The 24,848-nt window shown below is 71.1% G+C and carries 28 protein-coding genes and 1 tRNA gene; 18 read left to right on the plus strand and 11 right to left on the minus strand.

Going from position 1 to position 24,848, the window contains the following annotated elements; translation table 11 throughout:
- The first annotated feature begins 166 nt into the window (after window positions 1-166).
- The 6 genes from J7I97_RS38805 to J7I97_RS23265 all read left to right on the plus strand — a co-directional run bounded on the left by J7I97_RS38805 (window position 167) and on the right by J7I97_RS23265 (window position 5,184).
- On the plus strand, window positions 167-2,734 hold the full coding sequence (locus J7I97_RS38805) for an ATP-binding protein (RefSeq protein ID WP_251059091.1): 2,568 nt from the start codon (window positions 167-169) through the stop codon (window positions 2,732-2,734).
- A 35-nt stretch (window positions 2,735-2,769) separates the two neighbouring features.
- Complete coding sequence (locus J7I97_RS23245; protein WP_214938035.1) at window positions 2,770-3,201, plus strand: roadblock/LC7 domain-containing protein; 432 nt, start codon at window positions 2,770-2,772, stop codon at window positions 3,199-3,201.
- Entirely contained in the window at window positions 3,198-3,617 is a 420-nt protein-coding gene (locus J7I97_RS23250; protein ID WP_214937985.1) for a DUF742 domain-containing protein, read from the plus strand. Before J7I97_RS23245 ends, J7I97_RS23250 begins: the two co-directional genes overlap by 4 nt.
- The gene (locus tag J7I97_RS23255; protein WP_214937987.1) at window positions 3,595-4,200 is read left to right on the plus strand and encodes an ATP/GTP-binding protein; all 606 of its coding nucleotides are present in this window, start codon (window positions 3,595-3,597) and stop codon (window positions 4,198-4,200) included. Before J7I97_RS23250 ends, J7I97_RS23255 begins: the two co-directional genes overlap by 23 nt.
- Entirely contained in the window at window positions 4,200-4,745 is a 546-nt protein-coding gene (locus tag J7I97_RS23260; RefSeq protein ID WP_214937989.1) for a GAF domain-containing protein, read from the plus strand. Before J7I97_RS23255 ends, J7I97_RS23260 begins: the two co-directional genes overlap by 1 nt.
- 82 nt (window positions 4,746-4,827) lie before the next feature.
- Window positions 4,828-5,184: an MmcQ/YjbR family DNA-binding protein gene (locus J7I97_RS23265; RefSeq protein ID WP_214937991.1), complete on the plus strand. Its 357-nt coding sequence runs from the start codon at window positions 4,828-4,830 to the stop codon at window positions 5,182-5,184.
- A gap of 11 nt (window positions 5,185-5,195) precedes the next feature.
- Here the strand turns inward: J7I97_RS23265 and J7I97_RS23270 are convergent, their stop codons facing one another.
- Window positions 5,196-6,107 (minus strand): transketolase family protein, encoded by a 912-nt coding sequence (locus J7I97_RS23270; RefSeq protein WP_214937993.1) that lies wholly within the window; start codon window positions 6,105-6,107, stop codon window positions 5,196-5,198.
- A gap of 18 nt (window positions 6,108-6,125) precedes the next feature.
- The gene (locus tag J7I97_RS23275) at window positions 6,126-6,827 is read right to left on the minus strand and encodes a transketolase (RefSeq protein WP_214937995.1); all 702 of its coding nucleotides are present in this window, start codon (window positions 6,825-6,827) and stop codon (window positions 6,126-6,128) included.
- 136 nt (window positions 6,828-6,963) lie between these two features.
- On the opposite strand from J7I97_RS23275, the gene J7I97_RS23280 reads away from it, so the two are divergent.
- Window positions 6,964-7,040, plus strand: a tRNA-Pro gene (locus tag J7I97_RS23280).
- Between the two features lie 31 nt (window positions 7,041-7,071).
- On the opposite strand, the gene J7I97_RS23285 is transcribed toward J7I97_RS23280, so the two are convergent.
- Window positions 7,072-8,469, minus strand: coding sequence for a site-specific integrase (locus J7I97_RS23285; protein ID WP_251059092.1), 1,398 nt, complete (start codon window positions 8,467-8,469; stop codon window positions 7,072-7,074).
- Window positions 8,470-9,176: 707 nt separating this feature from the next.
- Window positions 9,177-9,587 carry a MerR family transcriptional regulator gene (locus tag J7I97_RS23290; protein WP_214937997.1) on the minus strand — a complete coding sequence of 137 codons (411 nt, stop codon included), beginning with the start codon at window positions 9,585-9,587 and terminating at the stop codon, window positions 9,177-9,179.
- A gap of 408 nt (window positions 9,588-9,995) precedes the next feature.
- On the opposite strand from J7I97_RS23290, the gene J7I97_RS23295 reads away from it, so the two are divergent.
- On the plus strand, window positions 9,996-11,501 hold the full coding sequence (locus tag J7I97_RS23295) for a SulP family inorganic anion transporter (RefSeq protein ID WP_214938000.1): 1,506 nt from the start codon (window positions 9,996-9,998) through the stop codon (window positions 11,499-11,501).
- Between the two features lie 184 nt (window positions 11,502-11,685).
- Here J7I97_RS23295 and trxB read toward each other — a convergent pair whose 3' ends face one another.
- From trxB to J7I97_RS40400, 3 genes are read right to left on the minus strand one after another with little or no spacing between them, the layout of a single operon-like run.
- Window positions 11,686-12,672 carry a thioredoxin-disulfide reductase gene (gene trxB, locus J7I97_RS23300; protein WP_308369359.1) on the minus strand — a complete coding sequence of 329 codons (987 nt, stop codon included), beginning with the start codon at window positions 12,670-12,672 and terminating at the stop codon, window positions 11,686-11,688.
- Between the two features lie 4 nt (window positions 12,673-12,676).
- Complete coding sequence (locus J7I97_RS23305; protein WP_285441161.1) at window positions 12,677-13,069, minus strand: arsenate reductase ArsC; 393 nt, start codon at window positions 13,067-13,069, stop codon at window positions 12,677-12,679.
- The gene (locus tag J7I97_RS40400; protein WP_374195506.1) at window positions 12,999-13,808 is read right to left on the minus strand and encodes a low molecular weight phosphatase family protein; all 810 of its coding nucleotides are present in this window, start codon (window positions 13,806-13,808) and stop codon (window positions 12,999-13,001) included. The genes J7I97_RS23305 and J7I97_RS40400 overlap by 71 nt, the downstream gene beginning before the upstream one ends.
- A 76-nt stretch (window positions 13,809-13,884) precedes the next feature.
- On the opposite strand from J7I97_RS40400, the gene J7I97_RS23315 reads away from it, so the two are divergent.
- Genes J7I97_RS23315 through J7I97_RS23340 form a run of 6 tightly spaced genes read left to right on the plus strand, consistent with a single transcriptional unit; the run spans window position 13,885 to window position 18,258 of the window.
- Entirely contained in the window at window positions 13,885-14,199 is a 315-nt protein-coding gene (locus tag J7I97_RS23315) for a helix-turn-helix transcriptional regulator (RefSeq protein WP_214938004.1), read from the plus strand.
- Window positions 14,200-14,239: 40 nt separating this feature from the next.
- Entirely contained in the window at window positions 14,240-15,034 is a 795-nt protein-coding gene (locus tag J7I97_RS23320; protein WP_214938006.1) for an aquaporin, read from the plus strand.
- On the plus strand, window positions 15,031-16,089 hold the full coding sequence (locus J7I97_RS23325; RefSeq protein ID WP_214938008.1) for an ArsO family NAD(P)H-dependent flavin-containing monooxygenase: 1,059 nt from the start codon (window positions 15,031-15,033) through the stop codon (window positions 16,087-16,089). Before J7I97_RS23320 ends, J7I97_RS23325 begins: the two co-directional genes overlap by 4 nt.
- A 34-nt stretch (window positions 16,090-16,123) precedes the next feature.
- Window positions 16,124-16,903, plus strand: coding sequence for a MerR family transcriptional regulator (locus J7I97_RS23330; protein WP_214938010.1), 780 nt, complete (start codon window positions 16,124-16,126; stop codon window positions 16,901-16,903).
- Window positions 16,900-17,208 (plus strand): hypothetical protein, encoded by a 309-nt coding sequence (locus tag J7I97_RS23335; RefSeq protein WP_251059095.1) that lies wholly within the window; start codon window positions 16,900-16,902, stop codon window positions 17,206-17,208. Before J7I97_RS23330 ends, J7I97_RS23335 begins: the two co-directional genes overlap by 4 nt.
- A gap of 60 nt (window positions 17,209-17,268) precedes the next feature.
- Entirely contained in the window at window positions 17,269-18,258 is a 990-nt protein-coding gene (locus tag J7I97_RS23340) for a bile acid:sodium symporter (RefSeq protein ID WP_214938012.1), read from the plus strand.
- Here J7I97_RS23340 and J7I97_RS23345 read toward each other — a convergent pair.
- Window positions 18,248-18,643 carry a heavy metal-responsive transcriptional regulator gene (locus tag J7I97_RS23345; protein WP_214938014.1) on the minus strand — a complete coding sequence of 132 codons (396 nt, stop codon included), beginning with the start codon at window positions 18,641-18,643 and terminating at the stop codon, window positions 18,248-18,250. The genes J7I97_RS23340 and J7I97_RS23345 overlap by 11 nt on opposite strands.
- An 84-nt stretch (window positions 18,644-18,727) precedes the next feature.
- Here J7I97_RS23345 and J7I97_RS23350 point away from each other — a divergent pair, with 84 nt between their 5' ends.
- On the plus strand, window positions 18,728-19,123 hold the full coding sequence (locus J7I97_RS23350) for a hypothetical protein (RefSeq protein ID WP_214938016.1): 396 nt from the start codon (window positions 18,728-18,730) through the stop codon (window positions 19,121-19,123).
- Here the strand turns inward: J7I97_RS23350 and J7I97_RS23355 are convergent.
- Complete coding sequence (locus tag J7I97_RS23355; protein ID WP_251059096.1) at window positions 19,060-20,019, minus strand: sulfite exporter TauE/SafE family protein; 960 nt, start codon at window positions 20,017-20,019, stop codon at window positions 19,060-19,062. The two genes, J7I97_RS23350 and J7I97_RS23355, sit on opposite strands and share 64 nt — an antisense overlap.
- 236 nt (window positions 20,020-20,255) lie before the next feature.
- On the opposite strand from J7I97_RS23355, the gene J7I97_RS23360 reads away from it, so the two are divergent.
- Window positions 20,256-20,819 (plus strand): DinB family protein, encoded by a 564-nt coding sequence (locus J7I97_RS23360; RefSeq protein ID WP_308369360.1) that lies wholly within the window; start codon window positions 20,256-20,258, stop codon window positions 20,817-20,819.
- 14 nt (window positions 20,820-20,833) lie between these two features.
- Here J7I97_RS23360 and J7I97_RS23365 read toward each other — a convergent pair whose 3' ends face one another.
- Both J7I97_RS23365 and J7I97_RS23370 read right to left on the minus strand, forming a co-directional pair.
- Window positions 20,834-21,328 carry a GNAT family N-acetyltransferase gene (locus tag J7I97_RS23365; protein WP_214938018.1) on the minus strand — a complete coding sequence of 165 codons (495 nt, stop codon included), beginning with the start codon at window positions 21,326-21,328 and terminating at the stop codon, window positions 20,834-20,836.
- The gene (locus J7I97_RS23370; RefSeq protein WP_214938020.1) at window positions 21,325-21,690 is read right to left on the minus strand and encodes a helix-turn-helix transcriptional regulator; all 366 of its coding nucleotides are present in this window, start codon (window positions 21,688-21,690) and stop codon (window positions 21,325-21,327) included. The genes J7I97_RS23365 and J7I97_RS23370 overlap by 4 nt, the downstream gene beginning before the upstream one ends.
- A gap of 115 nt (window positions 21,691-21,805) precedes the next feature.
- Here J7I97_RS23370 and J7I97_RS23375 point away from each other — a divergent pair, with 115 nt between their 5' ends.
- The gene (locus J7I97_RS23375) at window positions 21,806-23,164 is read left to right on the plus strand and encodes an FAD-dependent oxidoreductase (protein ID WP_214938022.1); all 1,359 of its coding nucleotides are present in this window, start codon (window positions 21,806-21,808) and stop codon (window positions 23,162-23,164) included.
- A 6-nt stretch (window positions 23,165-23,170) separates the two neighbouring features.
- Window positions 23,171-24,445, plus strand: a complete 1,275-nt coding sequence (locus J7I97_RS23380; protein WP_214938024.1) for an MFS transporter — start codon at window positions 23,171-23,173, stop codon at window positions 24,443-24,445.
- Window positions 24,446-24,848 lie beyond the last annotated feature (403 nt).

The raw sequence follows: 24,848 nt of genomic DNA on the forward strand, positions 1-24,848 counted from the left end.
ATTCGGGCTGAAGTACGAGCGCTCCATCGGGAGCGGGAAGCACCCCGGTGAAGTTCCCCAACTGGCAGTCCAGGGCGGGAGTGTGCGGTCTAGCGTGGGTATCCGGTGATCAACACCGGGCCTCGGCACTACCAGGGGGCCCGGGCCCCACGTACCGAGGACGCAGATGTCCGGACCCCGCGCCGCCCGCCACGCCCCGTCAAGACACGCCGTCACCGGTCCAGGCCGGCAGATACGCCCCCAGCTGATCCGCGCCGCCCTGCTGCCCACGCTCGCCGCCGGGCTCAGCGGCGCGGCCGCGGTGATCTTCACCCTTCAGCTCGGCGGTGGCGCCGGGGACCGCGACGCCCGGCTGTGGCCCGTGCTCACCGGCTGCGCCCTGCTCGTCGTCGGCGCGCTCGCCGCCGCCCTGCTGGGAGCCCAGCGCGTCTCCAAGGCCGTCCGGGACCGCTGCGAGGCGCTGCGCCGCTCCAGCCAACGCGGCCGCCAGGAGCTGCGGACGACCGCCGACCGGCTGGAGCGGGGCGAGACCCCGCCCCGCCCGGTGCGTGGCGGTCCGACCGGGGCGCCGCCGGGCACCGACCTGGCCGGGGTGGACGAGTTCTGGCTGCTGTCCCAGGAGCTGCGCGGCGCGCGCGAACAAGCGCACGCGACCCTCGTACGGCTGGCGGCTCCGGCCGTGCGGTCCGACAGCGACCGCAAGGTGGAGGTCTTCGTCAACCTCGCGCGTCGGCTTCAGTCGCTGGTGCACCGCGAGATCTCGCTGCTCGACGACCTCGAAGACACCGTCGAGGACCCGGACCTGCTCAAGGAGCTCTTCCACGTCGATCACCTCGCCACCCGGATCCGCCGCCACGCCGAGAACCTCGCGGTACTCGGCGGCGCCGCGTCCCGGCGTCAGTGGACCCGGCCGATCGACCTCAGCGAGGTGCTGCGCTCGTCGGTCGCGGAGGTCGAGCAGTACCCGCGGGTCAAGGTGGTGCCCCCGGCCGGCGGCACGGTCCGTGGACACGCCGTCGCCGACGTGGTGCACCTGCTGGCCGAACTCGTGGAGAACGCCACGGTGTTCTCCGCTCCCGACACCGATGTGGTGGTGCGTGCCGAACGGGTCACCGCCGGGATCGCGGTCGAGGTGGAGGACCGGGGGCTGGGCATGCCGGCCGAGGAACAGCACCGGATGAACGCCCTGCTCGGCGACCCTGACCAGATCAACGTCCGAAACCTGCTGGCGGACGGGCGGATCGGCCTGTTCGTGGTCTCCGCGCTGGCCCGGCGGCACGGGATCGCCGTCGAGCTCAAGTCCAACATCTACGGCGGGCTGCTCGCCGTACTGGTGCTCCCGCAGGAGCTGTTGGGCGCGGAGGCGCCGAACGCCGCCGATGCGGTGGGGGGTTCGCGGGCCACCTCGTGGGGGACCGGAGAGGGAGGTGCGGTCCCGCCGCTGGAGCCCGTACGGGTACCCCTGCCGCGGCAGGAGCCAGCGACTGCTGCGGGCCCGACCGCACCGCCGTCCTGGACACAAACCACCCCGCGCACGGAACCACCGGCGGAGGGAGCCGAGCTGGACCTGGGCTCCGAAACCGCAGTGCCACCCACGCCGCCCCCCTCCCCGGCATGGGCCTCGCCCCAAGCGCCGGCACACGCGCATGCCCTGGCAGGACCCTCCGGCCCGGCATGGCCTTCAGCGTCGGCAGGTCCCTCCGGCCCGGGAGGACCCTCCGGCCCGGCATGGCCTTCAGCGCCGGCAGGTCCCTCCGGCCCGGGAGGACCCTCCGGCCCGGCATGGCCTTCAGCGTCAGCAGGACCCTCCGGCCCGGGAGGACCCTCAGCCCCGGCATGGCCCTCAGCGCAGTCGTCGGCAGAGGCACCGGCCCCGGGACGGGCTCGGAGCTCGGCACAGGCTCCGGCCTCGGGACGGGCTCGGACCTCGGCCCCGGCCCCGGCACAGGCTCCGGCCTCGGGACGGGCTCGGACCTCGGCCCCGGCCCCGGCACAGGCTCCGGCCTCGGGACGGGCTCGGACCTCGGCCCCGGCCCCGGCTCATGCTCGGACCCCGGCCCCCGCTCCGGACCCGGCTCCGGCCTCGGGGCAGGCGCGCGCACAGGCCCCGGCTCCGACCCCGGCACAGGCTCCGGCCTTGGCTTCGGCTCGGACCCCGGCACAGGCTCCGGCCCCGTCCTCGGGGCAGGCGCGCGCACAGGCCCCGGCCTCGGCGCAGACGCCAGCGCAGGCGCGCGCAGAGACCTCGGCACAGGCCCAGGCCCCGGCCAGCACCCATGCCCCGGCCCAGGCCCGGGCATGGGGCTCGCCACCGGCCTCGGTCCCTGTACAGGCCTCGGCCACCTTCCCGGGACAGGCCTCGGCTCCCGTATCGGCCCCGGCACATGCTCAGGCACCGGTCCAGGCCCAGGCCAGCACCCCGGCCCCGGCCCCGGCATGGGCCCCGGCCACTGCCCCGGGGCAGGCCCTGGGACCCGTGACCCCGGCCTGCGTACAGGGCTCGGCTCCCGCCCCCGCGGCTCTGCCGGATCCCGTGTCCGTGTCCACCGACCCCCCGGAAGCGGACCGGCCGACGCTGCCCAGGCGGCGTGCGCAGGAACATCTGGCGCCGCAACTGCGCGACGCGCCCGCGCCCCGGCGGGCGGCGGAATCCGAGCAACCCGTGCACGACCCCGGCCTGATGGCCGCCTTCCAGCGCGGCTTCGGCCTCGCCCAGTCGGAGGACCGGACATGACCCCGACCCCTCACCTCAGCAAGGAGCGCACCCCCATGGGCGGCGAAGTGGCGACGACGACCAGTCGGCTCTCGGACCTCGACTGGCTGCTCAGCGGCCTGGTCCGGCGGGTGCCGTACACGCGCAGCGCGGTCCTGCTCACCGCGGACGGCCTCGTCACCTGTGTGCACGGCCTGGACGCCGACAGCGCCGACCACCTGGCGGCCCTGGCCTCCGGCCTCTACTCCCTCGGGCGGAGCGCCGGATCCCGGTTCGGGGACGGCGCGGAGGTCCGGCAGGTCGTGGTCGAGCTCGACACGGCGCTCGTCTTCGTCTCGGCCGCCGGATCCGGCACCTGCCTGGCGGTCCTCGCGGACCGGGAGGCCGACGCGGGCGTGCTCGGCTACGAGATTGCGATGCTGGTCAAGAGCGTACGACCGTACCTGGCGGCCCCGCCGCGGCGGCCCGCCGCCGACCCGGGGCGATGAGGGCCCGCGCGACGGGGGCGCACGGATTCGGGGCAGGGCGGGACACGCCCTGGCTGGACGACTCGGCGGGCCGCGTGATGCGCCCGTACACGGCGAGCGGCGGGCGGACCCGCCCGGCCGTCGCATTCGACCTGCTCTCACTCGTGACGGCGACCGGCGTACGCCCGCGCGTCCCGCTCGGCGCGGAACACACCCTCGTGCTCCGACTGTGCGCGGGCGCGGCGGCGGTCACGGTCGCCGAGGTGGCCGGGCAACTGCGGCTCCCGGCGGTGGTGGTGAAAGTACTGCTGTCCGATCTGATGGAACACGGGGCCGTCATGGCGCAAGCGCCGCGGTTCCCGGGCGGCGGCTCGTTCGCCGCCGACGACCAGACCCTTCTGCGAGCGGTGCTCGATGGCCTACGCAAACGTTTGTGACGGGCGGCCCCCCGGGGCTCTGCCCGCGACGCTGAAGATCCTGGTCGCGGGCGGGTTCGGGGCGGGCAAGACCACCTTCGTGGGCGCCGTGAGCGAAATCGAGCCGCTGCGCACGGAGGAGCTGCTGAGCGGGCTGAGCGAGGCCGCCGACCCGCTGGACGGGGTCGAGGCGAAGACGGCGACGACCGTCGCGCTGGACTTCGGCCGGATCACCCTCGACGAGCGGCACGTCCTGTATCTCTTCGGCACGCCCGGGCAACAGCGCTTCTGGTTCCTGTGGGAGGAGCTGTGCGCCGGCGCACTCGGGGCGGTGGTGCTCGCCGACACGCGCCGCCTCGCCGACTGCTTCCCCGCCGTCGATTTCTTCGAACGGCGCGGAATCGGCTTCGTCGTCGCCGTCAACGAGTTCGACGGCGGCCACCGCTACGCGGCCGACGAGGTCCGAGAGGCGGTGGGGCTCGGGCCGGAGGTGCCCGTCGTGCGCTGCGACGCACGGCTGACGAGTTCCGGTACGGGGGCGCTCGCCGCCCTCGTCCACCATCTGCTGTCCACAGCGAAGACTTCGGATTCGGGGGAACCATGATGACGTACTACGAATCGACCGGACACCTGCTGCTCACCCCGGTGGACCGGGAGGCGCCCGCGCGCGTCGTCCGGCTGCGTGAACTGGGCCTGGGCGAACGGACGGACGCGGAGCTCGACGCCTTCGCCCGGCGGGTCGCGCAGACACTGGACGCCCCGTACGCGGGCGTCAACTTCATAGGCGAGGAACGGCAGTTCTTCGCCGGGCTGCACCACGGGCCGGACGCCCCGGCGAGCGGGTACCCGGCGCGGGTACTGGCCCGGGACCACGGGTACTGCCCGCATGTGGTGGTACGGCGCCGCGCGCTGGTGCTGGAGGACGTATGGGACTTCGCGCGCTTCGCGGGGAACGCGGTGGTGGACGAGAGCGGGGTGCGGTCGTACCTGGGGGCGCCGCTGACGGACCGGCGCGGGATCGTGCTGGGGACGGTGTGCGCGGTGGACGTGGTGCCGCGGCGGTGGGGGACGGAGGGACTGGCGACCGTGAAGGCGCTGGCGGCGGAGCTGGTGGCGCTGTTCCACGAGCGGGAGGACAGGCGCGGCTGACCGGTCTGCCGGGGTGATTGTCAGTGCCGGGGTCTACGGTCGGAGACGAGGGATCACCGGTGGCTGGAGAGGAGTCGCGGGGATGGCCACAACAGCGGAGGACGTGCGGGCGATCGCGCTGTCGCTGCCGGACAGCAGCGAAAAGCTCGCCTGGGGCATGCCGACCTTCCGGGTGGGCGGGAAGATCTTCGCCGCGGTCGGGGACGACGACACCTCGATCGGGGTCAAGTGTCCGAAGGAGGACCGGGCCGGGCTGATCGCGGCGGAGCCGGCGAAGTTCTTCATACGCGAGGGCCACGACGACAACTACGCGTGGCTCCGGGTCCGGCTCGCGTCGGTTGAGGACGCGGGGGAGCTGCGCTCGATCCTGGCCGACTCCTGGCTCCAGGCGGCGCCGAAGCGGCTGGCCGCGGCGCACCCGGAGCTGGGCGGGGGCTGAGGGGCCTCAGCTCACTGGAGGAAGGCGCCGATCCGCGAACGAAGGGAGCCGGCGTCCAGTCCGTGGGCGGCAATGTGCTCCTCGCTGGTGCCGTAGCGGCGCAGCTCGGCGCGAGCCACACCGAGGCCCAGGACTCGGTGGGGGACCGCGGCGAGGGCGTCGTTGGCGGCTGCCGTGGAGGTACCGGCGAGGTACGGCTCGACAAGCACCACATCGGCCGTCCCGACTGCGCCGGGCCCGGTGGCCGCGGCCGCGCGGAGGGCCGCGTCGTCGAAGGGCCGCACGGTGGTGGCGTACAGGACCGTCACGTCCATTCCCTCGGTCGCGGCGAGGACGTTGTCCAGCAGCGGGCCGACGGCGATCACCACGCCGCCACGCCCCTCGCGTACGGTCCGGAAGCCCACGCCGTCCACCGGGCGCGGTGCGCTGTTCGACTGCTCGGAGAGCCGGACGTACACCTTGTCGTCCCCGGCCGCGTACGCGTGCCGCATCAGCGCCTCGGCCTCGTCCGGGTGGCCCGGCACATGGACGGTCCAGCCGTCGAGCGTGTCCATCAGGGCCACGTCGCCCGGCGCCATGTGGGTGTACCCGCCGGCCGGCCAGTCGTAGCTGCCGCTTGAACTGACCAGAACCCCGCCCGTGCCCTGGTGCCCGAAGTCCAGCTTGACCTGCTCGAACGGGCGCTCCACGAGGAAGCTCGCGAAGGTGTGGACGACCGGCCGCAGACCGGTGAGCGCCAGGCCGCCGCCGACGCCGACGAGGAGCTGTTCCCTGATCCCCACATTGATCACCCGCTCCGGGTGGCGCTCGTGGGCCGGGCGGAACCCGTCCATGGTGATCTCCGCCAGCACGAGTGCCAGCCGCGGATCTTCGTCGAGCAGCCGCGACGTGACCGAGACGAACCGTTCCCGCATGGTGTCCATGATCTTTTCCCCTACCCCTCAGCGCTTCTTCTCGACGCGGGCGACGACGGCGTGCGGCCGGCCCGGATGCGGTGCGGTGAAAGCGGCGTGCAGCGCGGCGTGGTCCCGCCCGTCGACGGTGACCGCCGACCAGCCGGCCGCCTCGAACCGGGAGGCGATCCCGCCGTGCCAGCCGTGGGTCGCTGAGTCGTTGTCGATCACCACCGTGTGCAGCCGGTCCAGCCCGGCGGAGCCGGCGTACGCGATCGCCTCGTGGTTGCTGCCCTCGTCCAGCTCGGCGTCCCCGATCAGCACCCAGACGGCCGGATCGTCCAGTCCCTGCGCCCGCAGCCCGAGCGCACTGCCGACGGCGAGCGGCAAGCCGTGCCCGAGGGAGCCGCTGCCGATCTCCACGCCGGGGATCAGAGTGCGGTCCGGGTGGTGCCCGAGGGGCGAGTCGTACGCTCCGAAGCCGCTCAGCCAGCCGACGGGGAAGAACCTCTTGGCGGCGAGCACGGCGTAGTACGCCATCGGCCCGTGCCCCTTGGACAGCAGGAACCGGTCCCGCCCGGCGTCCCCGGCACTCTCGGGCCGCACCCGCAGCACCCGGTCGTAGAGCACCCACAGCACGTCGAGCGTGGAGGTGGCGGCGGGCCCATGCTTCTCGGCCCCGGTCATGAGCCCCATGAGGGACCCCAGATCCTCGTAGCGGACCTCAGCGTCCGCGGTTGTCTGCGTCATACACGGATCATGCAACCTCAATCGAACTTGAGGTCAACCCCCACCGGTGACGGAAAAGGCGCGCGCGACCACCCCGCGAAGTGCGGTATTGTTCTCCTGCGCGTTCAACCAGGGGAAACCCCAGGTCAGCGGGCATCGGGACGTGGCGCAGCTTGGTAGCGCACTTGACTGGGGGTCAAGGGGTCGCAGGTTCAAATCCTGTCGTCCCGACCATGCTTCATGCAGGTCGGAGGCCGTTCTCTCACTATTGAGAGGGCGGCCTTTCGTGCGTCCGGGGCCGTGGTGGTCGCAGTGTGGTCGCACGTCCGGTCTGTGGCCGGTCGGCCGTGGCGCTGAAGCCGGATACGGTGGGGAAGCGGAGTCGGCGGAGGGCTTCGCGGATCCGGTGGATGTGGTCGCGTGGTGGTCGCAGCCACGCCATACGGGCCTCTTCGCGGCTGGTCTTCTCGGCTCCGGTGAGTGTGTGGTCGATGGTGTCGACGGCTTCCCGGGCTGCCTGCTGGGTGAGGTGGCTGTAGATGTTCGCGGTGGTCGACAGGGTGGAGTGCCGCAGCGTCTTGGAGACCAAGGTCAGGGGCACTCCGGCGGTGATGGTGATCGTGGCGGCCAGGTGGCGCAGGTCGTGGACCGTGATCCTGGGGACGCCGGCTTCGGCGGAGAGCTGGTGGAGTCGGTCGAGAACCTGGTGTGGTCCGAGCGGGTGGCCGTCGGGTCGGCAGAAGACGAGTCCTGTGAACGGGTCGTCAGGGTCTCCGCGTGTGCAGGGAGTGGTTCGTGCTCGGTTCCGCAGGGCGGTAGCGACGCGGGGCGAGATGGCGACCCACCCTCGGCTCGATCGTGTCTTCGGTGTGGTGATGGCGAGCCGGTTGTTGTCGATGGCGGAGAGGGTGCAGCGCACGTAGAGGACGCCTTCCGTCAGGTGGATGTCGTTCCAGTGGAGGCCGAGGGCTTCGCCCTTGCGCAGGCCGGTGCCGATGAGGAACTCGAACAGGTCGGCCATCTGGGGGTCGGCCTGGTGGCAGTAGGCGAGGAAGCGGGCGGCCTCCTCGGCCGTCCAGATGCGTCGCTCCGGGGACGGCGGGCGGCGCAGGACTGGGGGACTGGCCGGGTTGTGGGGGAGGCGGTGTTGCCGGACGGCGTCGCCGAGCGCGCTGGAGAGGGTGGCCAGGCAGCGGTAGAGGGTGGTCCGGCCGCGGCCGGCGGCGAGCTGGCAGGTGACGTAGGCCGAGATGTGCCGGTGGGTGAGCTGGTCGAGCTTGAGGGTGCCGAACACGGGGGTGAGGTCGTTGCGGACGTAGTCGCGGTAGCGGGCCATGGTGGTGGGCTTCAGTACGAGGGCCTTCGCGGTCAGCCAGGCGTTCAGGTAGGCGGCGACCGTCTGGTTCGGGTCCGCGTCGAACCCGCCGGCCTCGCCCTCGAGGAACCGGCGCAGCGCTTGCTCGGCCGAATCCTGGCTGGGGAACCCGCCCCGCCGCACCGTCGTCCGGCGACGAGCTGGGGAGGGGACGTCGACGGCGAAGTTCCACGTTCCATGGTCGCTGTCGGTGAGCAGGCGAGGGCAGCGTGTACCGAGCTGGTGTTGGTGGGTGTCTCTGCAGCCGCAGCGGCGGTAGATGCGGCCGCGGTCGGCGGTGGTGCGCATGGCAATTCTCCTCCAGGAGGCGGAGGAAGGGTTTGTCACCTTGAGCCTGCGACCACACGCGACCACCACGCCCGTCGAATGCATGGTGACCTGCGAGTTTCCCTTGTCCGGGCGCTCAAGGACCCCAACCCGGAGAGCGTCTCAGATTCTCGGTGTCTGGTGGTACACGTGGCGTACCCGATTTGACCTGCAATGCTGGCGGTAACTGCTGCTGATGGGGTGCTGACCCGCGTCTGGCCCGGGTCTTGGTGTTGGCTACCCGAGTGCTTGGGTTGTGGCGCCTCTCCAGCCAGTTGTGGGCGACGCGATCGCCAGGATGTCCGCCAAACCGAAGCAACCTCAGGCTGTCTGCCCCGCGCGACTCCCCAAGATCGCATCAGTGTCAGGTTGTGATCCGCCCTGGCGGGAGGCACGCCTCCAGGCAGCAGCTGCCGCGAGCGCCAGTGCGGCGCGCGTGCAGCTCAGGCCGCTCGGCGGGCATCGTATGCAGGGCGGCGCCGCGATCGTGAGGACCGCGCCCATCACCAGCAGGCGTGAGGCCGGACAGCGGGCGGGTCAGCGGGTCGCTGCCGCTTTTCGGGCGGCGCGGCCGGTACGAGCGGACGGCCCTTCCATACGGGGCTCCTGACAGGAGGGCTCTGTCACGCGCAGCGTCGCACAGACTGACTGCGGCCGGCGGCTGTACGGTCTCTCGGGCGGCTCGCGGCTCAGGACCCGGCGGGTGCGGTCTGGTGCAGGCGCGTGCGGAGCGTTCCGGCGAAATCCTCGGCGCGGGCCAGCTGAACCCGGAGCTTGTCGACCTGCTCGGTAGCGGCCTGCTCGTACTCGCGCACACGCTCGAGCAGGGCCTCACGCGCATCGGTGTCGAGGGTGTCATCGCCATCCAGGCGATCGGTGGCGGCCAGGAGGTCGCGCATCTGGTCCAGGGTGAAGCCGAGCGGCTTCATGCGGCGGATGACCATGAGCCGCTGCACGTCGGTCTCGGTGTAGAGGCGGAATCCGCCCTGGGAGCGGGCCGAGGGGACGACGAGGCCGGTTTCCTCGTAGTGCCGGATCGTGCGCAGCGACAGCTCCGTCCGCGCGGCGACCTCGCCGATCTGCATGTGCTTGTCGTCCACGCCCGCACTCCTGGCCCTTCCCATCGTGGCGGGCCGCGTTCTGCGACCCCACCGATCTCTACTCTAACGTTAAGGTAGAGTTGGTGGTGCGCGGGTGGCCCCTGGCCTCCCGCGGTGCAGCCGTGTCGGGGCCGATGGTGCCCCCAGCGAAGATCCGATCCCGCAGGAGCCAAGCATGCGCGAGCCCATGACGCCCAGCGCTGCCGCCTGCCCACCGTGACACTTAGCTTCGGATGCGAGCTGCCCGGCCGCGTACTGCGCAGGCCCGCCGCATCCACCTTTCCGAACTTCCGGCCCGCCTGATTTCCCGGGCCGACCGCGGGGTGCCGGCCCGGCCGCTCCGCGTTCTCCCGCACACCCCGGCCTGCCCAGAGCGGGTGTGCCCGAGTACGACAGGTTCCTACTCCCTTGTCTTCTGCTTCCCTGACGTCCCCCGCCGCGCGCCTGCGCGGCCTGCGCCCCGACTGGCTGAATAACCCGAAGGTCTGGCGCACTGAGGTCCTGGCCGGCCTGGTCGTCGCGCTCGCCCTGATCCCCGAGGCGATCTCGTTCTCGATCATCGCCGGGGTCGACCCGGCGGTCGGCCTGTTTGCCTCCTTCACGATGGCCGTGGTCATCTCGGTCGTGGGCGGGCGCCGGGCGATGATCTCGGCGGCCACCGGTGCCGTCGCGCTCGTGATCGCACCGCTCAACCGTGAGCACGGCTTCGGCTACCTCGTGGCGGCAGTCATACTGGCCGGCGTCATCCAGGTCGCGCTCGGCGCCCTCGGCGTCGCGAAGCTGATGCGGTTCGTTCCGCGCTCGGTGATGGTCGGCTTCGTCAACGCCCTCGCCATCCTGATCTTCATGGCCCAGGTCCCCGAGATGCACGACGTGCCGTGGGCCGTCTATCCGCTGATCATCGGCGGCCTCGCGTTGATGGTGTTCTTCCCGAAGATCACCACGGTGATCCCGGCCCCGCTGGTCTCCATCGTCATCCTCACCGTCATCACGGTCGCGGCCGGGATCGCCGTGCCCACCGTCGGCGACAAGGGCGCCCTGCCGTCCTCGCTGCCGGTCCCGGGCCTGCCCGACGTGCCCTTCACCATCGACACCCTGACCACCATCGCCCCCTACGCGTTCGCGATGGCGCTGGTCGGCCTCATGGAATCCCTCATGACGGCCAAGCTCGTCGACGAGATCACCGACACCCACTCCTCCAAGACCCGCGAATCGGTCGGCCAGGGCATCGCCAACATCGTCACCGGCTTCTTCGGCGGCATGGGCGGCTGCGCCATGATCGGCCAGACGATGATCAACGTGAAGGTGTCCGGCGCCCGTACCCGCCTGTCCACGTTCCTCGCCGGCGCGTTTCTGATGGTGCTGTGCATCGTCTTCGGCCCGGTCGTCTCCGACATCCCCATGGCCGCCCTGGTCGCCGTGATGGTCATGGTGTCGTTCGCGACCTTCGACTGGCACTCCATCGCCCCCAAGACCCTCAAGCGGATGCCGGCCGGTGAGATCACGGTCATGGTCATCACCGTGATCTGCGTGGTCGCCACCGCCAACCTGGCCATCGGCGTCGTCGTCGGCTCGGTCACCGCGATGGTCATTTTCGCCAAGCGCGTCGCCCACCTCGCCGAAGTCACCCCCGTCACCACCCCTGACGGCACCAGCGTGATCTACACGGTGACCGGCGAACTGTTCTTCGCCTCCTCCAACGACCTCGTCGGCCAGTTCAACTACACAGGCGACCCCGACAAGATCGTCATCGACCTGTCCGCAGCCCACGTCTGGGACGCCTCCTCGGTCGCAGCCCTGGACGCCATCGAGACCAAGTACGCCCAGCGCGGCAAAACGGTCGAGATCACCGGTCTCAACGACCCGAGCGCCGACCTCCACGGCAAGCTCACCGGCGAACTCGCCAGCCACTGAACCCGCGTACGCGAATCTTCATCGATCTCAGCTAGCAGTCCCGCTGTCATCACCGCGCGTGTGACTTTGATTCCACCCTGGCCAGACTCTTTACAGCTATCTGCCAGTCCAGGACGTGACGACACGTACAAGAAGGGGGCGGCCCACACCATTGGTGTGGGCCGCCCCCTTCGGTGCGATCAGGTCAGACTGCTGCTGGTGCAGGTTCATTCTTCGTACGCAGAGCAGCAAGGTACCGCTCGGCGTCGAGGGCTGCGGCGCACCCGGTGCCAGCGGCAGTGATGGCTTGGCGGTATGTGCGGTCGACGACATCGCCAGCGGCGAAGACGCCGGGGAGGCTCGTGCGGGTGGAGGGCGCTTGGACCTTCAGGTAGCCCTCGTCGTCGAAGTCGAGCTGGCCGGTGAACAGCTCGGTGCGCGGGTCGTGCCCGATCGCGATGAACAGTCCGGTCACGTCCAGATCGCGGAGCCTTCCGGTGAAGGTGTCGCGCAGGACGACGCCCACCAGCATGCCGTCCTTCTCCTTGATCTCGGCGATTTCGCTGTCGAATACGAACGAGATCTTGTCGTCTGTGAAGGCCCGGTCCTGCATGACCTTCGAGGCGCGCAGGGTGCTGCGGCGGTGGACGACGGTGACGGATTTGGCGAAGCGGGTGAGGAAGGTGGCCTCCTCCATGGCGGTGTCACCGCCGCCCACCACGACGATGTCACGGTCGCGGAAGAAGAACCCGTCGCAGGTCGCGCACCAGGACACGCCGCGCCCCGACAGCTCGTCCTCCTTGGGAAGGCCGAGCTTGCGATACCCGGAGCCGGTGGCGATGATCACCGTCCTCGCACGGTGGACGGTGCCCTCGGAGTCGGTGACATCTTTGATGGGGCCGGTCAGGTCGACGGAGACGATGTCGTCGTCGATCATCTGGGCGCCGAACTTCTCCGCTTGGACGCGCATGCTGTCCATGAGGTCCGGGCCGTCGATGCCGCTGGGGAAGCCGGGGAAGTTCTCCACCTCGGTGGTCGTCGTCAGCGAGCCGCCGACGAAGATCGAGCTGCCGAACAGCAGGGGCCTCAGCTGCGCGCGGGCGGTGTAGAGGGCGGCGGTGTATCCGGCGGGGCCGGAGCCGATGATGATGACGTTATGTATGCCGTCGTCGGCGGTGGTCGCGTCGGTCACGGGATCAGCCCTGCTTCTTGGCGTCGATTTCGGCGATCAGGCCCTCGATGAGGCCCTTGATCTCGTCGCGGATGGGCCGCACGGCCTCGACGCCCTGGCCGGCCGGGTCCTCGAGCTGCCAGTCGAGGTAGGTCTTGCCGGGGAAGTAGGGGCAGGCGTCGCCGCAGCCCATCGTGATGATGTAGTCGGACGCCTGGGCGGCTTCGGGGGTGAGGACCTTCGGCTTCTGGTCGGAGATGTCGATGCCCAGCTCGGCCATGGCAGCGACGGCGGAGGGGTTGATCTGCTCGCCGGGCATGGAGCCGGCGGAGCGCACCTCGACGCGGTCACCTGCGAGGTGGCGCAGGAACCCGGCCGCCATCTGGGAGCGGCCCGCGTTGTGGATGCAGACGAACAGGACGGAGGCGGCTGGGGGTACCTCCCAGCCGCCAGGCTGGGGGAGAGCGGAGGACATCTGTTCTTCCTTGAGGTGAGGCGACTGCGGTGGGGATGCGGGGGCTTGCGGCTCTACGGCGCGAGCTGCACGAGCAACTCGCTGATGTGGGCGTCGATCTCGTCGCGGATCTCCCGTACGACGGCGATCGGCGCAGCTTCGGGTCGGCGACAGGCCAGTCGAGGTAGCGGCGACCGGGCACGACAGGGCAGGCGTCGCCGCAGCCCATCGTGATCACGATGTCGGCAGCCTCGACGACCTCTTCGGTCAAGGGCTTGGGGAACGCATCGGCGAGGTCCGCACCGGCTTCGGTAACGGCCTGCGCGATGTGCGGCTCCATCTCGTCGGCCGGACGAGTGCCCGCTGAGGAGACGGTGACGCGCTCGCCCGCCCGGTGGGCGAGGAGGGCGGCGGCCATCTGCGAGCGCCCGGCGTTCTGGCTGCACACGAACAGCACCCGGGTCGGATCGTTCACCAGCCCTTGGGTGTGGGCGAGGGCGTCCAGGAGCTCGGCGGTCAGCCGTTTCGCCAGCACGACCAGGTGCGTACGGACCCGTGCCTGCTCGGCAAGACGTGTGTAGGAGTCGGCGAGCAGGCCCAGCACGGTCTCCGGCGAGAAGTGGCCGGCATACCGGGAGGCGAGGCGGGCAGCCCCCGCGGCCAGGCGTTCGTCCGGCAGGAGGGGTGAAGAGGGCGTGGGCATGGCGTTCCCGTTCAAAGGAGCCAATAAGGTCAGCTCGGACTGGTGTCAGGCCCGGCTGATGTGACAGTATCAGCACATGATGACGTCAGTCGACACTGATCTGATCCGGGTTCTGGCCGACCCGCTCAGGCTCCAGATCGTGACCCTGCTCGCGCGCGAGACCCTCTGCACCACCCATCTCGTGGAGGAGACGGGTGCCAAGCAGACGAACCTCTCCAACCACTTGAAGGTGCTGCGCGAGGCCGGGGTCGTGGAGACGGAGCCATGCGGGCGGTACATCTACTACCGGCTGCGCCCGGCAGTCATCGAAGCCCTCGCCGGTCAGTTCGCCGACCTCGCCCTGACCGCGCGTGCCACCGCCGAAGCGAACCTCAAGCGGTCCTGCCCATAGTCTTTCGCGCTTCGCCTCACCTGCCCGAGGAGATCCTGTCTTGACCGCCACCGAGCCCGTCGCCGCCGCCCCCGCAGCGGAGTCCGTCATAGCCGCCGACGTGCCCCAGCCCGCACCCGGCGCGACCCCGCCCCGCACCCCACTGATCGCCCGCGCCGCCGCCGAGCTGGTGGGCACCGCCGCACTCGTGGCGATCGTCGTCGGCTCCGGCATCCAGGCCACCGATCTCACCGACGACGTGGCGCTCCAGCTGCTGGCCAACTCCACGGCGACGGTCTTCGGCCTCGGCGTTCTGATTGCCCTGCTTGGTCCAGTCTCCGGTGCCCACTTCAACCCGGCTGTGACGCTGGCGGAGTGGTGGACCGCCCGCCGCGGTGGCGCCGGCGTCACTGCCCGTGAGCTGGCCGTGTACGTGCCCTCCCAGATCGTCGGCGCCGTCGCGGGCGCGATTCTGGCGGACGCTATGTTCGGCGAGCCGCTGGTGAAGTGGGCCACCCACGACCGCTCCGCCGGAAACCTCCTCCTCGGTGAAGTCGTCGCCACCGCGGGCCTGATCCTGCTGATCTTCGGCCTGGCCCGCACCGACCGGCTGCGCTTCGCGCCCGTCGCCGTCGCCTCGTACATCGGCGCCGCGTACTGGTTCACCTCCTCCACGTCCTTCGCGAACCCGGCGGTGACCATCGGACGTGCCTTCACCGACACCTTCGCCGGTATCGCCCCGGCCTCCGTGGCCGGCTTCATCGGCATGCAGCTGATCGGCGTCGTGGTGGGCCTGGCCCTGGTGGCGGTCATCTTCATGCGCGGCAAGACGGACGCCGGGGCGCCCACGGCATGAGCCGGCGCACAGATGTAGTGGTGATCGGCGGCGGCCAAGCAGGGCTCGCCGCCGGCTACCACCTGCGCCGCCTGGGCATCGAGTTCGTCATCCTCGACGCCCAGGCGACGCCGGGCGGGGCCTGGCAGCACACCTGGGACTCCTTGCGGCTGTTCTCCCCGGCCGCCTACTCCTCCCTGCCTGGTCGGCTCATGCCGCTCCAGCCCGGGCAGACGTATCCGGACGCCGGTCATGTGGTGGAGTACCTCGCGGACTACGAGAAGCGGTACGAACTCCCGGTCCAGCGCGGCGTCTGGGTCGACGCGGTCCACCGCGACGGCGCGTTCCTGCGCGTCGAGACCGACTGCGGTGACTGGCAGGCCCGTGCCGTCGTCAGCGCCACCGGAACCTGGACCCGCCCGTTCATGCCCGCTGTGTCCGGCCAGCGTGAGTACACCGGCCGCCAGCTGCACACCGTGCAGTACGGCAGCCCTGCTGAATTCGCCGGCCAGCGGGTGATCGTCGTGGGCGGCGGCAACTCAGGTGCGCAGATCGCCGCCGATCTCGCCCAGACCGCCGAGCTGACCTGGGTCACCCAGCGCCCGCCCCGCTACCTCGCCGACGACATCGACGGTCGCGCCCTCTTCGACGCCGCGACCGCCCGCCGCCGCGCTCTCGACGTCGGCCGCACCGACACCGGCGGCGTCGCCTCCCTCGGCGACATCGTCGCCGTTCCGCCCGTACGCGTCGCCCGCGACGCCGGACTCCTGCTCGCGAAGCCGATGTTCAGCAGTCTCACCCCGACTGGTGTGGAATGGGCGGACGGCACCCGCGCCGAGGCGGATGCGATCATCTGGTGCACCGGTTTTCGCCCGGCACTGGCCCACTTCGCCTCCCTCCGGCTACGTGGCAGCCGTGGCCGGATCGCCACCGCCGGCACCCGCGCGGTGGATGAGCCCCGCCTGCACCTGCTCGGCTACGGCGACTGGACCGGCCCGGCCTCCGCCACCCTCATCGGCGTCGGCCGCCCAGCCCGGGACGCGGCCCGGGAGATTGCCGAGCTGCTGCGGGCTTGACCTTCGAGTCGGGTTGAAGGTTTACGTTCGAGGTATGAGCACACTGCGCATTTCGCAGCTGGCTGAGCGCTCCGGCGTCCCGGCCTCCACGCTGCGGTTCTACGAGACGGCCGGGCTGCTGCCCGCCGAGCGGACCTGCTCCGGCTACCGCCAGTACGGGCCGGACGCGGTGGAGCGGCTGGCGTTCATCTCCTCCGCGAAGCTGCTGGGGCTGGTGCTGGAGGACATCCGCGAGCTGCTGGACGTACGGGACGCCGGTGTGTGCGCGGCTGTGCGGGCACGGATGGTGCCGCTGGTTTCCGACCGGATCGCGGACGCGGACCGCCGCTCGGCCGAGCTGGCGGCGTTCTCCGCCCGCCTCGCCGACGTCCACCGGCAGCTGTCCGGCCCGGCCCCGGCCGGCGGGTGCGGCCCGGACTGCGGCTGCACCACCACCGGCGACAAGGCCCAGGCGCCGGGGCCGGTCCTGATCGAACTCTCGCCCACCCGCCCCCAGGTTGCCGCCGATGAGCCGTGGCGCGAGGCACCGGTGGCCTGCACGCTCGGCGGGGCCGAACTCGGTGAGCGCACCCAATGGCAGGCCCTGATCGCGCAGGCCACGAGCCGCGAGGAGATCGCGGACGGAGTTCGCCTGACCTTCCCCAGCACCGCGGAGCTGGCCGCTGAACTTGCCTCGCTCGCGGCGGCCGAGCAGGACTGCTGCGCGTTCTTCGACTTCACCCTGAACCTCGCCCCCGCCCGGCTGACGCTGACCGTGCGGGCGCCCGAAGCCGCCGACTCCCTGCTGGCTGACCTGTTCGGAGCCACCGTATGAACCCCGAGACGAAGTCCTCCGGCACGTCCCTCCTCGGCGTGGGCGCGCTCGCCGCCCTGGCCTGCGCGGCGTGCTGCATCGGCCCGATCCTGGCCCTTCTCGGTGGGCTGGGGGCGCTTACCGCGATCGGTTCCCTCTGGGTTCCCGCCCTGGCCGGCGTCACCGTGCTCGCCCTGGCGGCCATGGCGTGGGTACTGCACCGGCGTCGTCGTGCTGCCGCCTGCGTCAGCGCGCCGGGTCCTGTGGACCTGGGCCTGCCCACCACCCCGCCGCCCGCGGCAGGAAACGCACGCTTGCCACAATGACCGCGCCGCCCACAGGGCGGCCATACGATCAGCACGCAGGTACGGCAGGGAGTCGGCAAGGTGTCGCAGGAACCGCAGGGTCTGGTCGAGCGCACGGAACAGCACCAGATCGCGATGTACCTCGGCGCCATGGCTCTCGGAGGACTGCTCGGCTGGGCGGCCCCGGCTGTCGGCCCCGGACTCGAGCTCGCCATCAACCCCGTCCTCGGGGCGCTGCTGTTCGTGACCTTCCTCCAGGTCCCGGCCGGCGAGCTGTTCCGCTCCCTGCGCGACGGCCGGTTCCTGTCGGCGGCCCTGGTCGTGAACTTCGCCGTTGTACCCGCCGTCGTCGCCGCGATGTTCGCCTTCCTGCCCGCTGATCAGGCCGTACGCATCGGGGTCCTGCTGGTGCTGCTGTGCCCGTGCGTGGACTACGTCATCGTCTTCAGCGGCCTGGCCGGCGGGGACAGCCGCCGCCTGCTGGCCGCCACCCCGCTCCTGCTCGTCGTGCAGATGCTGCTCCTGCCGGGCTTGCTGTACCTGTTCATGGGCCCGAGCCTTGCCGACATCGTCGAGGCCGGCCCGTTCCTCGAAGCCTTCCTCTTCCTCATCGTGATTCCCCTCGTGCTGGCCTGGGCCCTCCAGGCGTGGGCGGCTCGCACACCGGCCGGACAGAAGGTGTCCGACGCCGCCACGACGACGATGGTGCCGCTGATGGCCGCCACCCTCATCACCGTGGTCGCCTCGCAGGTCCCCAAGCTCGGCGGCAGCCTCGGCGACGTGGCCGCCGTGATCCCCTTCTACGCCGCGTTCCTGGTGGTCATGGCCTTGGCCGGACGGGTTGTCGCCCGCCTCTTCCGCCTGGACGCCCCGGCCTCGCGGGCGGTCGTCTTCACCGGCGCGACCCGCAACTCCCTGGTCGTGCTGCCTCTCGCGCTCGCTCTCCCCGACGAGCTGGCGGTCGCCGCGGTCGTCGTGGTCACCCAGACCCTGGTCGAGGTCATCGGCATGGTCGCCTACGTACGCCTCATTCCCCGCCTCGTCCCGGAACGGGAGCCGCTCACGGCGTGAGGATGGTGCAGATCCCGCCTTCAGAGCAGGTGTCCGGATCGGTGGCGGCGGCCCGTCGGGCGAGCTCACGCAGTGCGGTGCGGGTTTGGCGGAGTTCGGCCATGCGCCGCTCGATGTCCGCCAGGCGCTGGTCGATCAGGGTGGTGACGTGGCCGCAGGGGGCTTCGCCGCTGTCGCGGATGTCCAGGACGGACCGGATCTCGGCAAGGGTCAGACCGGCGCCCTGGGCGTCGCGGATGAACGACAGCCGCAGCGCAGCCTCCGGCGGGTACTCGCGATAGCCGCCCGTTGTGCGGGGCGGGGCGGGCAGCAGGCCGGCCTGCTCGTAGAAACGGATGGTCTTGGCCGTCACCTGGCCGGATGCCGCGAGCTCACCGATGCGCATACCCCCACGCTACGCCTTGACCTTCCAGTGCACTGGAAGGTCTACCGTCGGGCCGAGGGCCACACCACCACGGAGGACAGCGGAATGCGGATCACGATTCTGACGGTGCCCGACTGCCCGAACGTGCCGGTCGTACGGGAGCGGATCACCGCCGCGTTCGGCCCGCGTACCGCCCAGGTCGAACTGGTCGAGGTGCGCCAGGAAGCAGAGGCCGAGCGTTTGGGCATGACGGGATCGCCGACCGTGCTGCTCGACGGCGTCGACCCCTTCGCGGTGCCCGGCGCCCCGGCGAGCGTGTCCTGCCGCCTCTACCGGGACACCGACGGCCGCACCGAGGGCGCGCCGAGCGTCCACGCCCTGCGCCAAGCCCTGTCCGGCGTGAGCCTTTCCTCGGCCGAGGCGGGCCAGGAGTGCTGTCAGGCGGATGTCCTGGATCCGGTCGGCCGGGCCGGACGAGGCCGCCGCGCCCCCGCCGAGTAGGGCCTGCGGGCCGTGCAACAGGCGGTGCTGCGGCACTTCGCCGAGACAGGGCTCTCGCCGGACATGCCGGAGCTCGAGTCCGTCGCCGCCCAGGCCGGGAGGACCGCCGCCGAAGTGCTCGCCGAGCTGGACCGGGAGGACAGCACCAGATCGGGGAACACGCCGAGGAGCAGTCCGCCCAGCACCGCCCCGGCGACGGAGCCTGCGGCCATGGTGAGGGTGAAGCGGAGGTTGGCGCTGAGGATGGCGAAGCTGCCGTCGCGGCTGTAGCGGGCGAAGGCGACCAGCATGGTCGGCAGGGAGACCAGCAGGGAGAGGCTTCCGGCGGTCTTGATGTCCTCTCCGAACAGCAGCACGATCGTCGGGATCAGCAACTCGCCGCCGGCGACGCCCATGATCGCGGCGACGACGCCGATGCCGAACCCGGCCGCGACTCCGGCGGGGATCCGGGCCCAGAGCGCCAGCGCGACGGTGTCCAGGGTGGCGGTATGGGTGAGGACCAGGGCGGCCGCCATAAGGATCATCAGCGCAGCCAGGACCTTGTAGAGGGTGGAGCTGCGCATGCGCACTGCCCAGCTCGCTCCGGCCCAGGCTCCGAGGAGGCTGCCGGCCAGTAGGTTGACCGCGACGGGCCAGCGGGACGCGACCTCGGCGGCCGGGACTGCTGCCAGGCGGGCGGGCAGCGCGACCAGGACCACGACCAGGCTCATCGCCTTGTTCAGGATGACCGCCGAGAGGGCGGCGAACCCGAAGAGGCTGATCAGCAGCGGCAGGCGGAATTCGGCACCGCCCAGGCCGATCATCCCGCCCAGCACTCCGATCGCCGCACCCGCGCCCAACACCACAGGTGCTGAGTGCGTCGGCCGGAGGGGATGGAGGGTCTCGTCCGTGGTCATGACGGGCATCCTCGCTGGTGGCCCGCCCCTGCTGCTACGGCACGCCCCCACCTTCGGGGCAAGGCACCGGGAGTCCGCTCTGGATTCGTTCGGACCTCCGAGAACCAGTAGTGACGGCCGCCCTTCTCGTTGTATTCGGGGATGCCCGTGCCGTAGAACTCGTGCTCGTGAACAGAGCGAACCGGCGCTTTGCTCTGGTACCGGCGCTCGGGAGCCGCCATCATCACAAGCCCCGAGTGCCGACCGAAAGCTGGCAGGCCATGGCGCACACCGACCCCATGGACCGGCAGGCCGTGAACGAGGACTACGAGCGCGCCCGCCGCACCTTCCACCAGCTGCTGGACTCAGCCTCCAAGGAAGATTTGGCAAGGCCCACCCGCGGCACCAAGTGGACCAACGAGCAGCTGCTGTGGCACATGCTGTTCGGGTACATGGTCGTCCGCGCCTTGCTGGTCCTGGTCCGCGTCTTCGGCCGGCTCCCCCGAAGGGTCGGCAAGATGTTCGCCCACCTGCTGAACACAGGGACCGTACCGTTCGACTGGGTCAACTACGTGGGTCCGCGCGGGGCGGTGAAGGTCTACGGGCCGCGCCGGATGGGCGCCGCCTTCGACCACGTCCTCGATGCCCTGCAGCGCCGGCTGACCGCGGAGTCCGAGGCCGATCTGGCTCGCGGAATGCACTACCCCGTCCGCTGGGATCCGTTCTTCCGGGACTACATGACACTCGCGGACATCTACCGCTACCCGACCCAGCACTTCGACTTCCACCTCCGCCAGCTCACCCTGGACGGCGGCAGCTGACACCGGCAGAACAGTCAGGTGATACGCGGGCTGCGGCGCTCCAGCAGGACGACATCACGCCACAGGCCGTGGTGCCGGCCAACGCGCTCGCGGGTGCCGATGACCCGGAAGCCCGCATGGTCGTGGACGGCGAGGCTGGCGGCGTTCTCGGGAAAGATCCCGGACTGGATCGTCCAGATACCCGCGGCCTCGGTCGAGGCGATCAGCGCCGCAAGGAGCTGCTTGGCGACGCCCCTGCCGCGGGCGCCCGGGTGAACGTAGACGGAGTGCTCGACGACACCGGCGTAAGCACAGCGGTCGGAGACTTTGGTGGCGGCCACCCAGCCCAGCAGCCTGCCGTCGGTGCCGAGTGCGGCGAAGCGGTGCTCGGGCAACTTCGCCGCGTCGAACTCGGCCCAAGTCGGTGCGGCGGTCTCGAAGGTGGCGTTGCCCTCCTCGATACCCGCCTGATAGATCGCCAGGACCTGATCCGCGTGCGCCCAGGTCAGCGGCGCGATGGTGACGCTCATACGGAGGCTGCCCGCGTCAGGAGCTGGCCCATGGCGGCCAGCACGGCCGGCTCCACCCGGTAGTACACCCAGGTGCCGCGCCGCTCGGAGGAGAGCAGGCCGGCGTCCTTGAGCTTCTTCAGGTGGTGGGAGACCGTCGGCTGGGAGACGCCCACGTCGGAGATGTCGCACACGCACGCTTCGCCGCCCTCGTGCGAGGCGATGGCGGAGAACAGTCGCAGGCGCACGGGATCGCCCAGGGCCTTGAACATCACCGCGGCCTGCTCGGCCTCCGCAGCCGTCAGCGGGCGCTCGGTCAGGGGCGGGCAGCAGGGGGCCACGGCCTCCGGCTCCAGCAGCGGCAACACCTTCGTAGTGGACATGCCCCCATCATGCGGCGAACTTCGACAGATGTCTATGTTGACGGATGTCGATACGTGGTGCCATCCTTGAGGCGTCAGGACATCGACAGACGTCGAATCAAATGGGGAGCCCGTCGTGAACGCATCCACCGAAGCCCTGCCCGTCGTCGTGATCGGAGCAGGCCCGGCCGGCCTCGCCGCCGCCGCCCACCTCACTGAGCGCGGCATCGAACCCCTGGTCCTGGAAGCCGGACCGGCCGCCGGCAGCGCGGTACGCGACTGGGGCCACGTACGCCTGTTCTCCACCTGGTCCGAGGTCGTCGACCCGGCCGCCGAGAAGCTCCTGGCCCCCACCGGGTGGATCGCCCCCGACGGCGCGACCTACCCCTCCGGCGCCGACTGGTCCGAGCAATACCTCCAGCCGCTCGCCGACGTCCTCGGCGACAAGGTCCGTTACGGCGCCACGGTGACCGGCGTCTCCCGCCTCGGCCGCGACCGGATCGTCGACGCCGACCGCGAGCAGCAGCCCTTCACCATCAGCATCCGCAACGCCGACGGCACCGAGGAGCGGATCACCGCCCGCGCCGTCATCGACGCCTCGGGCACCTGGTCCACCCCCAGCCCCATCGGCGGCGACGGCCTCCCCGCCCTCGGCGAGAAGGCTGCCGCCGACCGGATCTCCTACCGGATTCCGGACCTCAAGGACCCGGCCGTCCGCTCCCGCTACGCGGGCAAGCGCACCGCCGTCATCGGCTCCGGCGCCTCCGCCTTCACCGCCCTCGCCTACCTGGCAGACCTTGCCAAGGACGATGAAGGCACCCACGCGGTGTGGGTCCTGCGCCGCGGCATCAGCGGCTCCACGTTCGGCGGCGGCACCGCCGACCAGCTCCCCGCCCGCGGCGCCCTCGGCCTCGCCGCTAAGGCCGCCGTCGACGACGGGTACGCCGACGCGGTCACTGGCTTCCGCACCTCCGCCATCGAGAAGACCGCCGACCAGCTGGTCCTCGTCTCGGAAGACGGCCGCCATCTGGATCCCGTAGACGAGGTCATCGTCCTCACAGGCCTGCGCCCCGACCTCTCCTTCCTGAACGAGCTGCGCCTCGGACTCGACGAGCGCCTCCAGGCCCCCGTCGAGCTGGCGCCGCTGATCGACCCGAATCAGCACTCCTGCGGCACCGTCTACCCCCACGGAGTCAACGAGCTCTCCCACCCGGAGAAGGACGTCTACCTCGTCGGCATGAAGTCTTACGGCCGCGCCCCGACCTTCCTCGCCATGACCGGCTACGAGCAGGTCCGCTCCATCGCCGCCGCCCTCGCCGGCGACCAGGAAGCCGCCGAGCGCGTCGAACTCACCCTCCCCGAGACCGGCGTCTGCGGCGGCGCCGGCCTGTTCGACCAGCCCCAGGCCGCCGAAGAGACCGGTGGCGGCTGCTGCGCGGCCCCCGCCAGGCTCACCATCGGGGTCGGCGCCCCGGTCCAATCCGGCGGCTGCTGACCCACGGTGACCGGCCTTCAAAGAAGCGGGGCCACGTCCGGAACGGGGGACCGGCCGCGGCCCCGCGCCGTACTGCCCGCCCTGTGCGCCACACAGATCACCAGCTGGGGCATCGTCTACTACGCCTTCCCCGTCCTGCTCCCGCGGCTGACGGCCGCCACCGGCTGGTCCGCCAACGGCGCGACGGCCGCCTTCTCCCTCGCCCTCCTCATCTCCGCCGTGGCCGGCATCCCGATCGGCCGGATCCTCGACCACCGAGGGCCGCGCGCCGTGATGACGGCAGGCTCCGTACTCGGCACCCTCGCACTCCTCGTCATCGCCGCCGCCCCCAACCTGGCCGTCTTCACCGCAGGCTGGATGCTCGCGGGAGTGGCCATGGCCGCCACCTTCTACCCGCCCGCCTTCGCCGCCCTCACCCGCTGGTGGGGACCCGACCGTGTCCGGGCCCTGACCATCGTCACCCTCGTGGGCGGTCTCGCCTCCACCGTCTTCGCCCCGCTGACCGCGGTCCTCGCCGAGCACCTGAGCTGGCGCACCACGTACGCCGTCCTCGCCGTGATCCTGGCCACCGTCACCATCCCCGCGCACGCACTGGCCCTACGCGCCCCCTGGCCGCCCGCACCACCAGCGCCACCCGCCATCGAGCGCACCCCGGTCACCCGCAGCCGCCCCTTCCTCCTCCTGACCGCGGCATTCACCCTCTCCGGCTTCGCCATGTACGCCGTCGTCATGAGCCTCATCCCGCTCCTCACCGAACGAGGCGCGGACGCGACAACCGCCGCCTGGGCCCTCGGACTCGGCGGCGCGGGCCAGACCCTCGGCCGCACCCTCTACACAGGTCTGTCAGCCCGAACATCCGTCACGACCCGTACGGTCACCCTCATCACCCTCGGCGGCGCGACCACGGCAACGCTCGCCCTCATCCCCGGCCCCATGCCCCTGCTGGTCGTCCTTGCGGTCGTCGCCGGAGTCGTCCGAGGCAACCTCACCCTCCTCCAGGCCACCGCCGTCACCGACCGCTGGGGCACCACCCACTACGGCCGCCTCTCCGGACTCCTCGGCGCACCAGCCCACATCGCAGCAGCCCTGACCCCCTGGGCAAGCGCAGCCCTCGCCGCCCCCCTCGGCGGCTACCCCCATCTCTTCGCAGCCCTCGCCACACTCTCCGTCGCGGCCGCATGTCTCGCCCTGGTGGCGTCGAGAGAAAGCCACCCCCGGTCGCTGTCCAGGTCGGCTCCGAGCAGCAAACCAGCGTCACGTTCGCGCACACAGCGCCCATGACGCGGGCCTGCAAGGCTCTGACCTGCGGTTGCTTTCCACCTGTTTTCGCTGGATCTGTTTCTGACGACCCGCCACGTGGAGTGCGTGGCGATCCTTGAACCGACCGCAAAGGGCCTTTGACCTGCACGTTAGGGCAGTGTGCGTTATATGCACTGTGGGCGTTAAGGGTGATATCTTGACGCTGGTTTGTTGCTCGTGACGCACGTTTGACGCCCGCCGTCGGCAATTCTTGACGAGTCGTCAGCCGTGGCAGGGTGCCTCGCGCATCAGGTTGTGGCCTGCCGCGGGAGGCGCCCTTTTGAGTTGTGGGCGACCAAGCTGGCCCATGTCTGACCGGCCCCTCTGGCTCTCTCTCTGAACACGTTCTGTGACAAGGGGGCTCGCCTAGGAGCGTGGGTCGGTA

Origin of the sequence: Streptomyces sp. ISL-87 (genome assembly GCF_018614095.1) — a bacterium.
Taxonomy (GTDB): Bacteria; Actinomycetota; Actinomycetes; order Streptomycetales; family Streptomycetaceae; genus Streptomyces.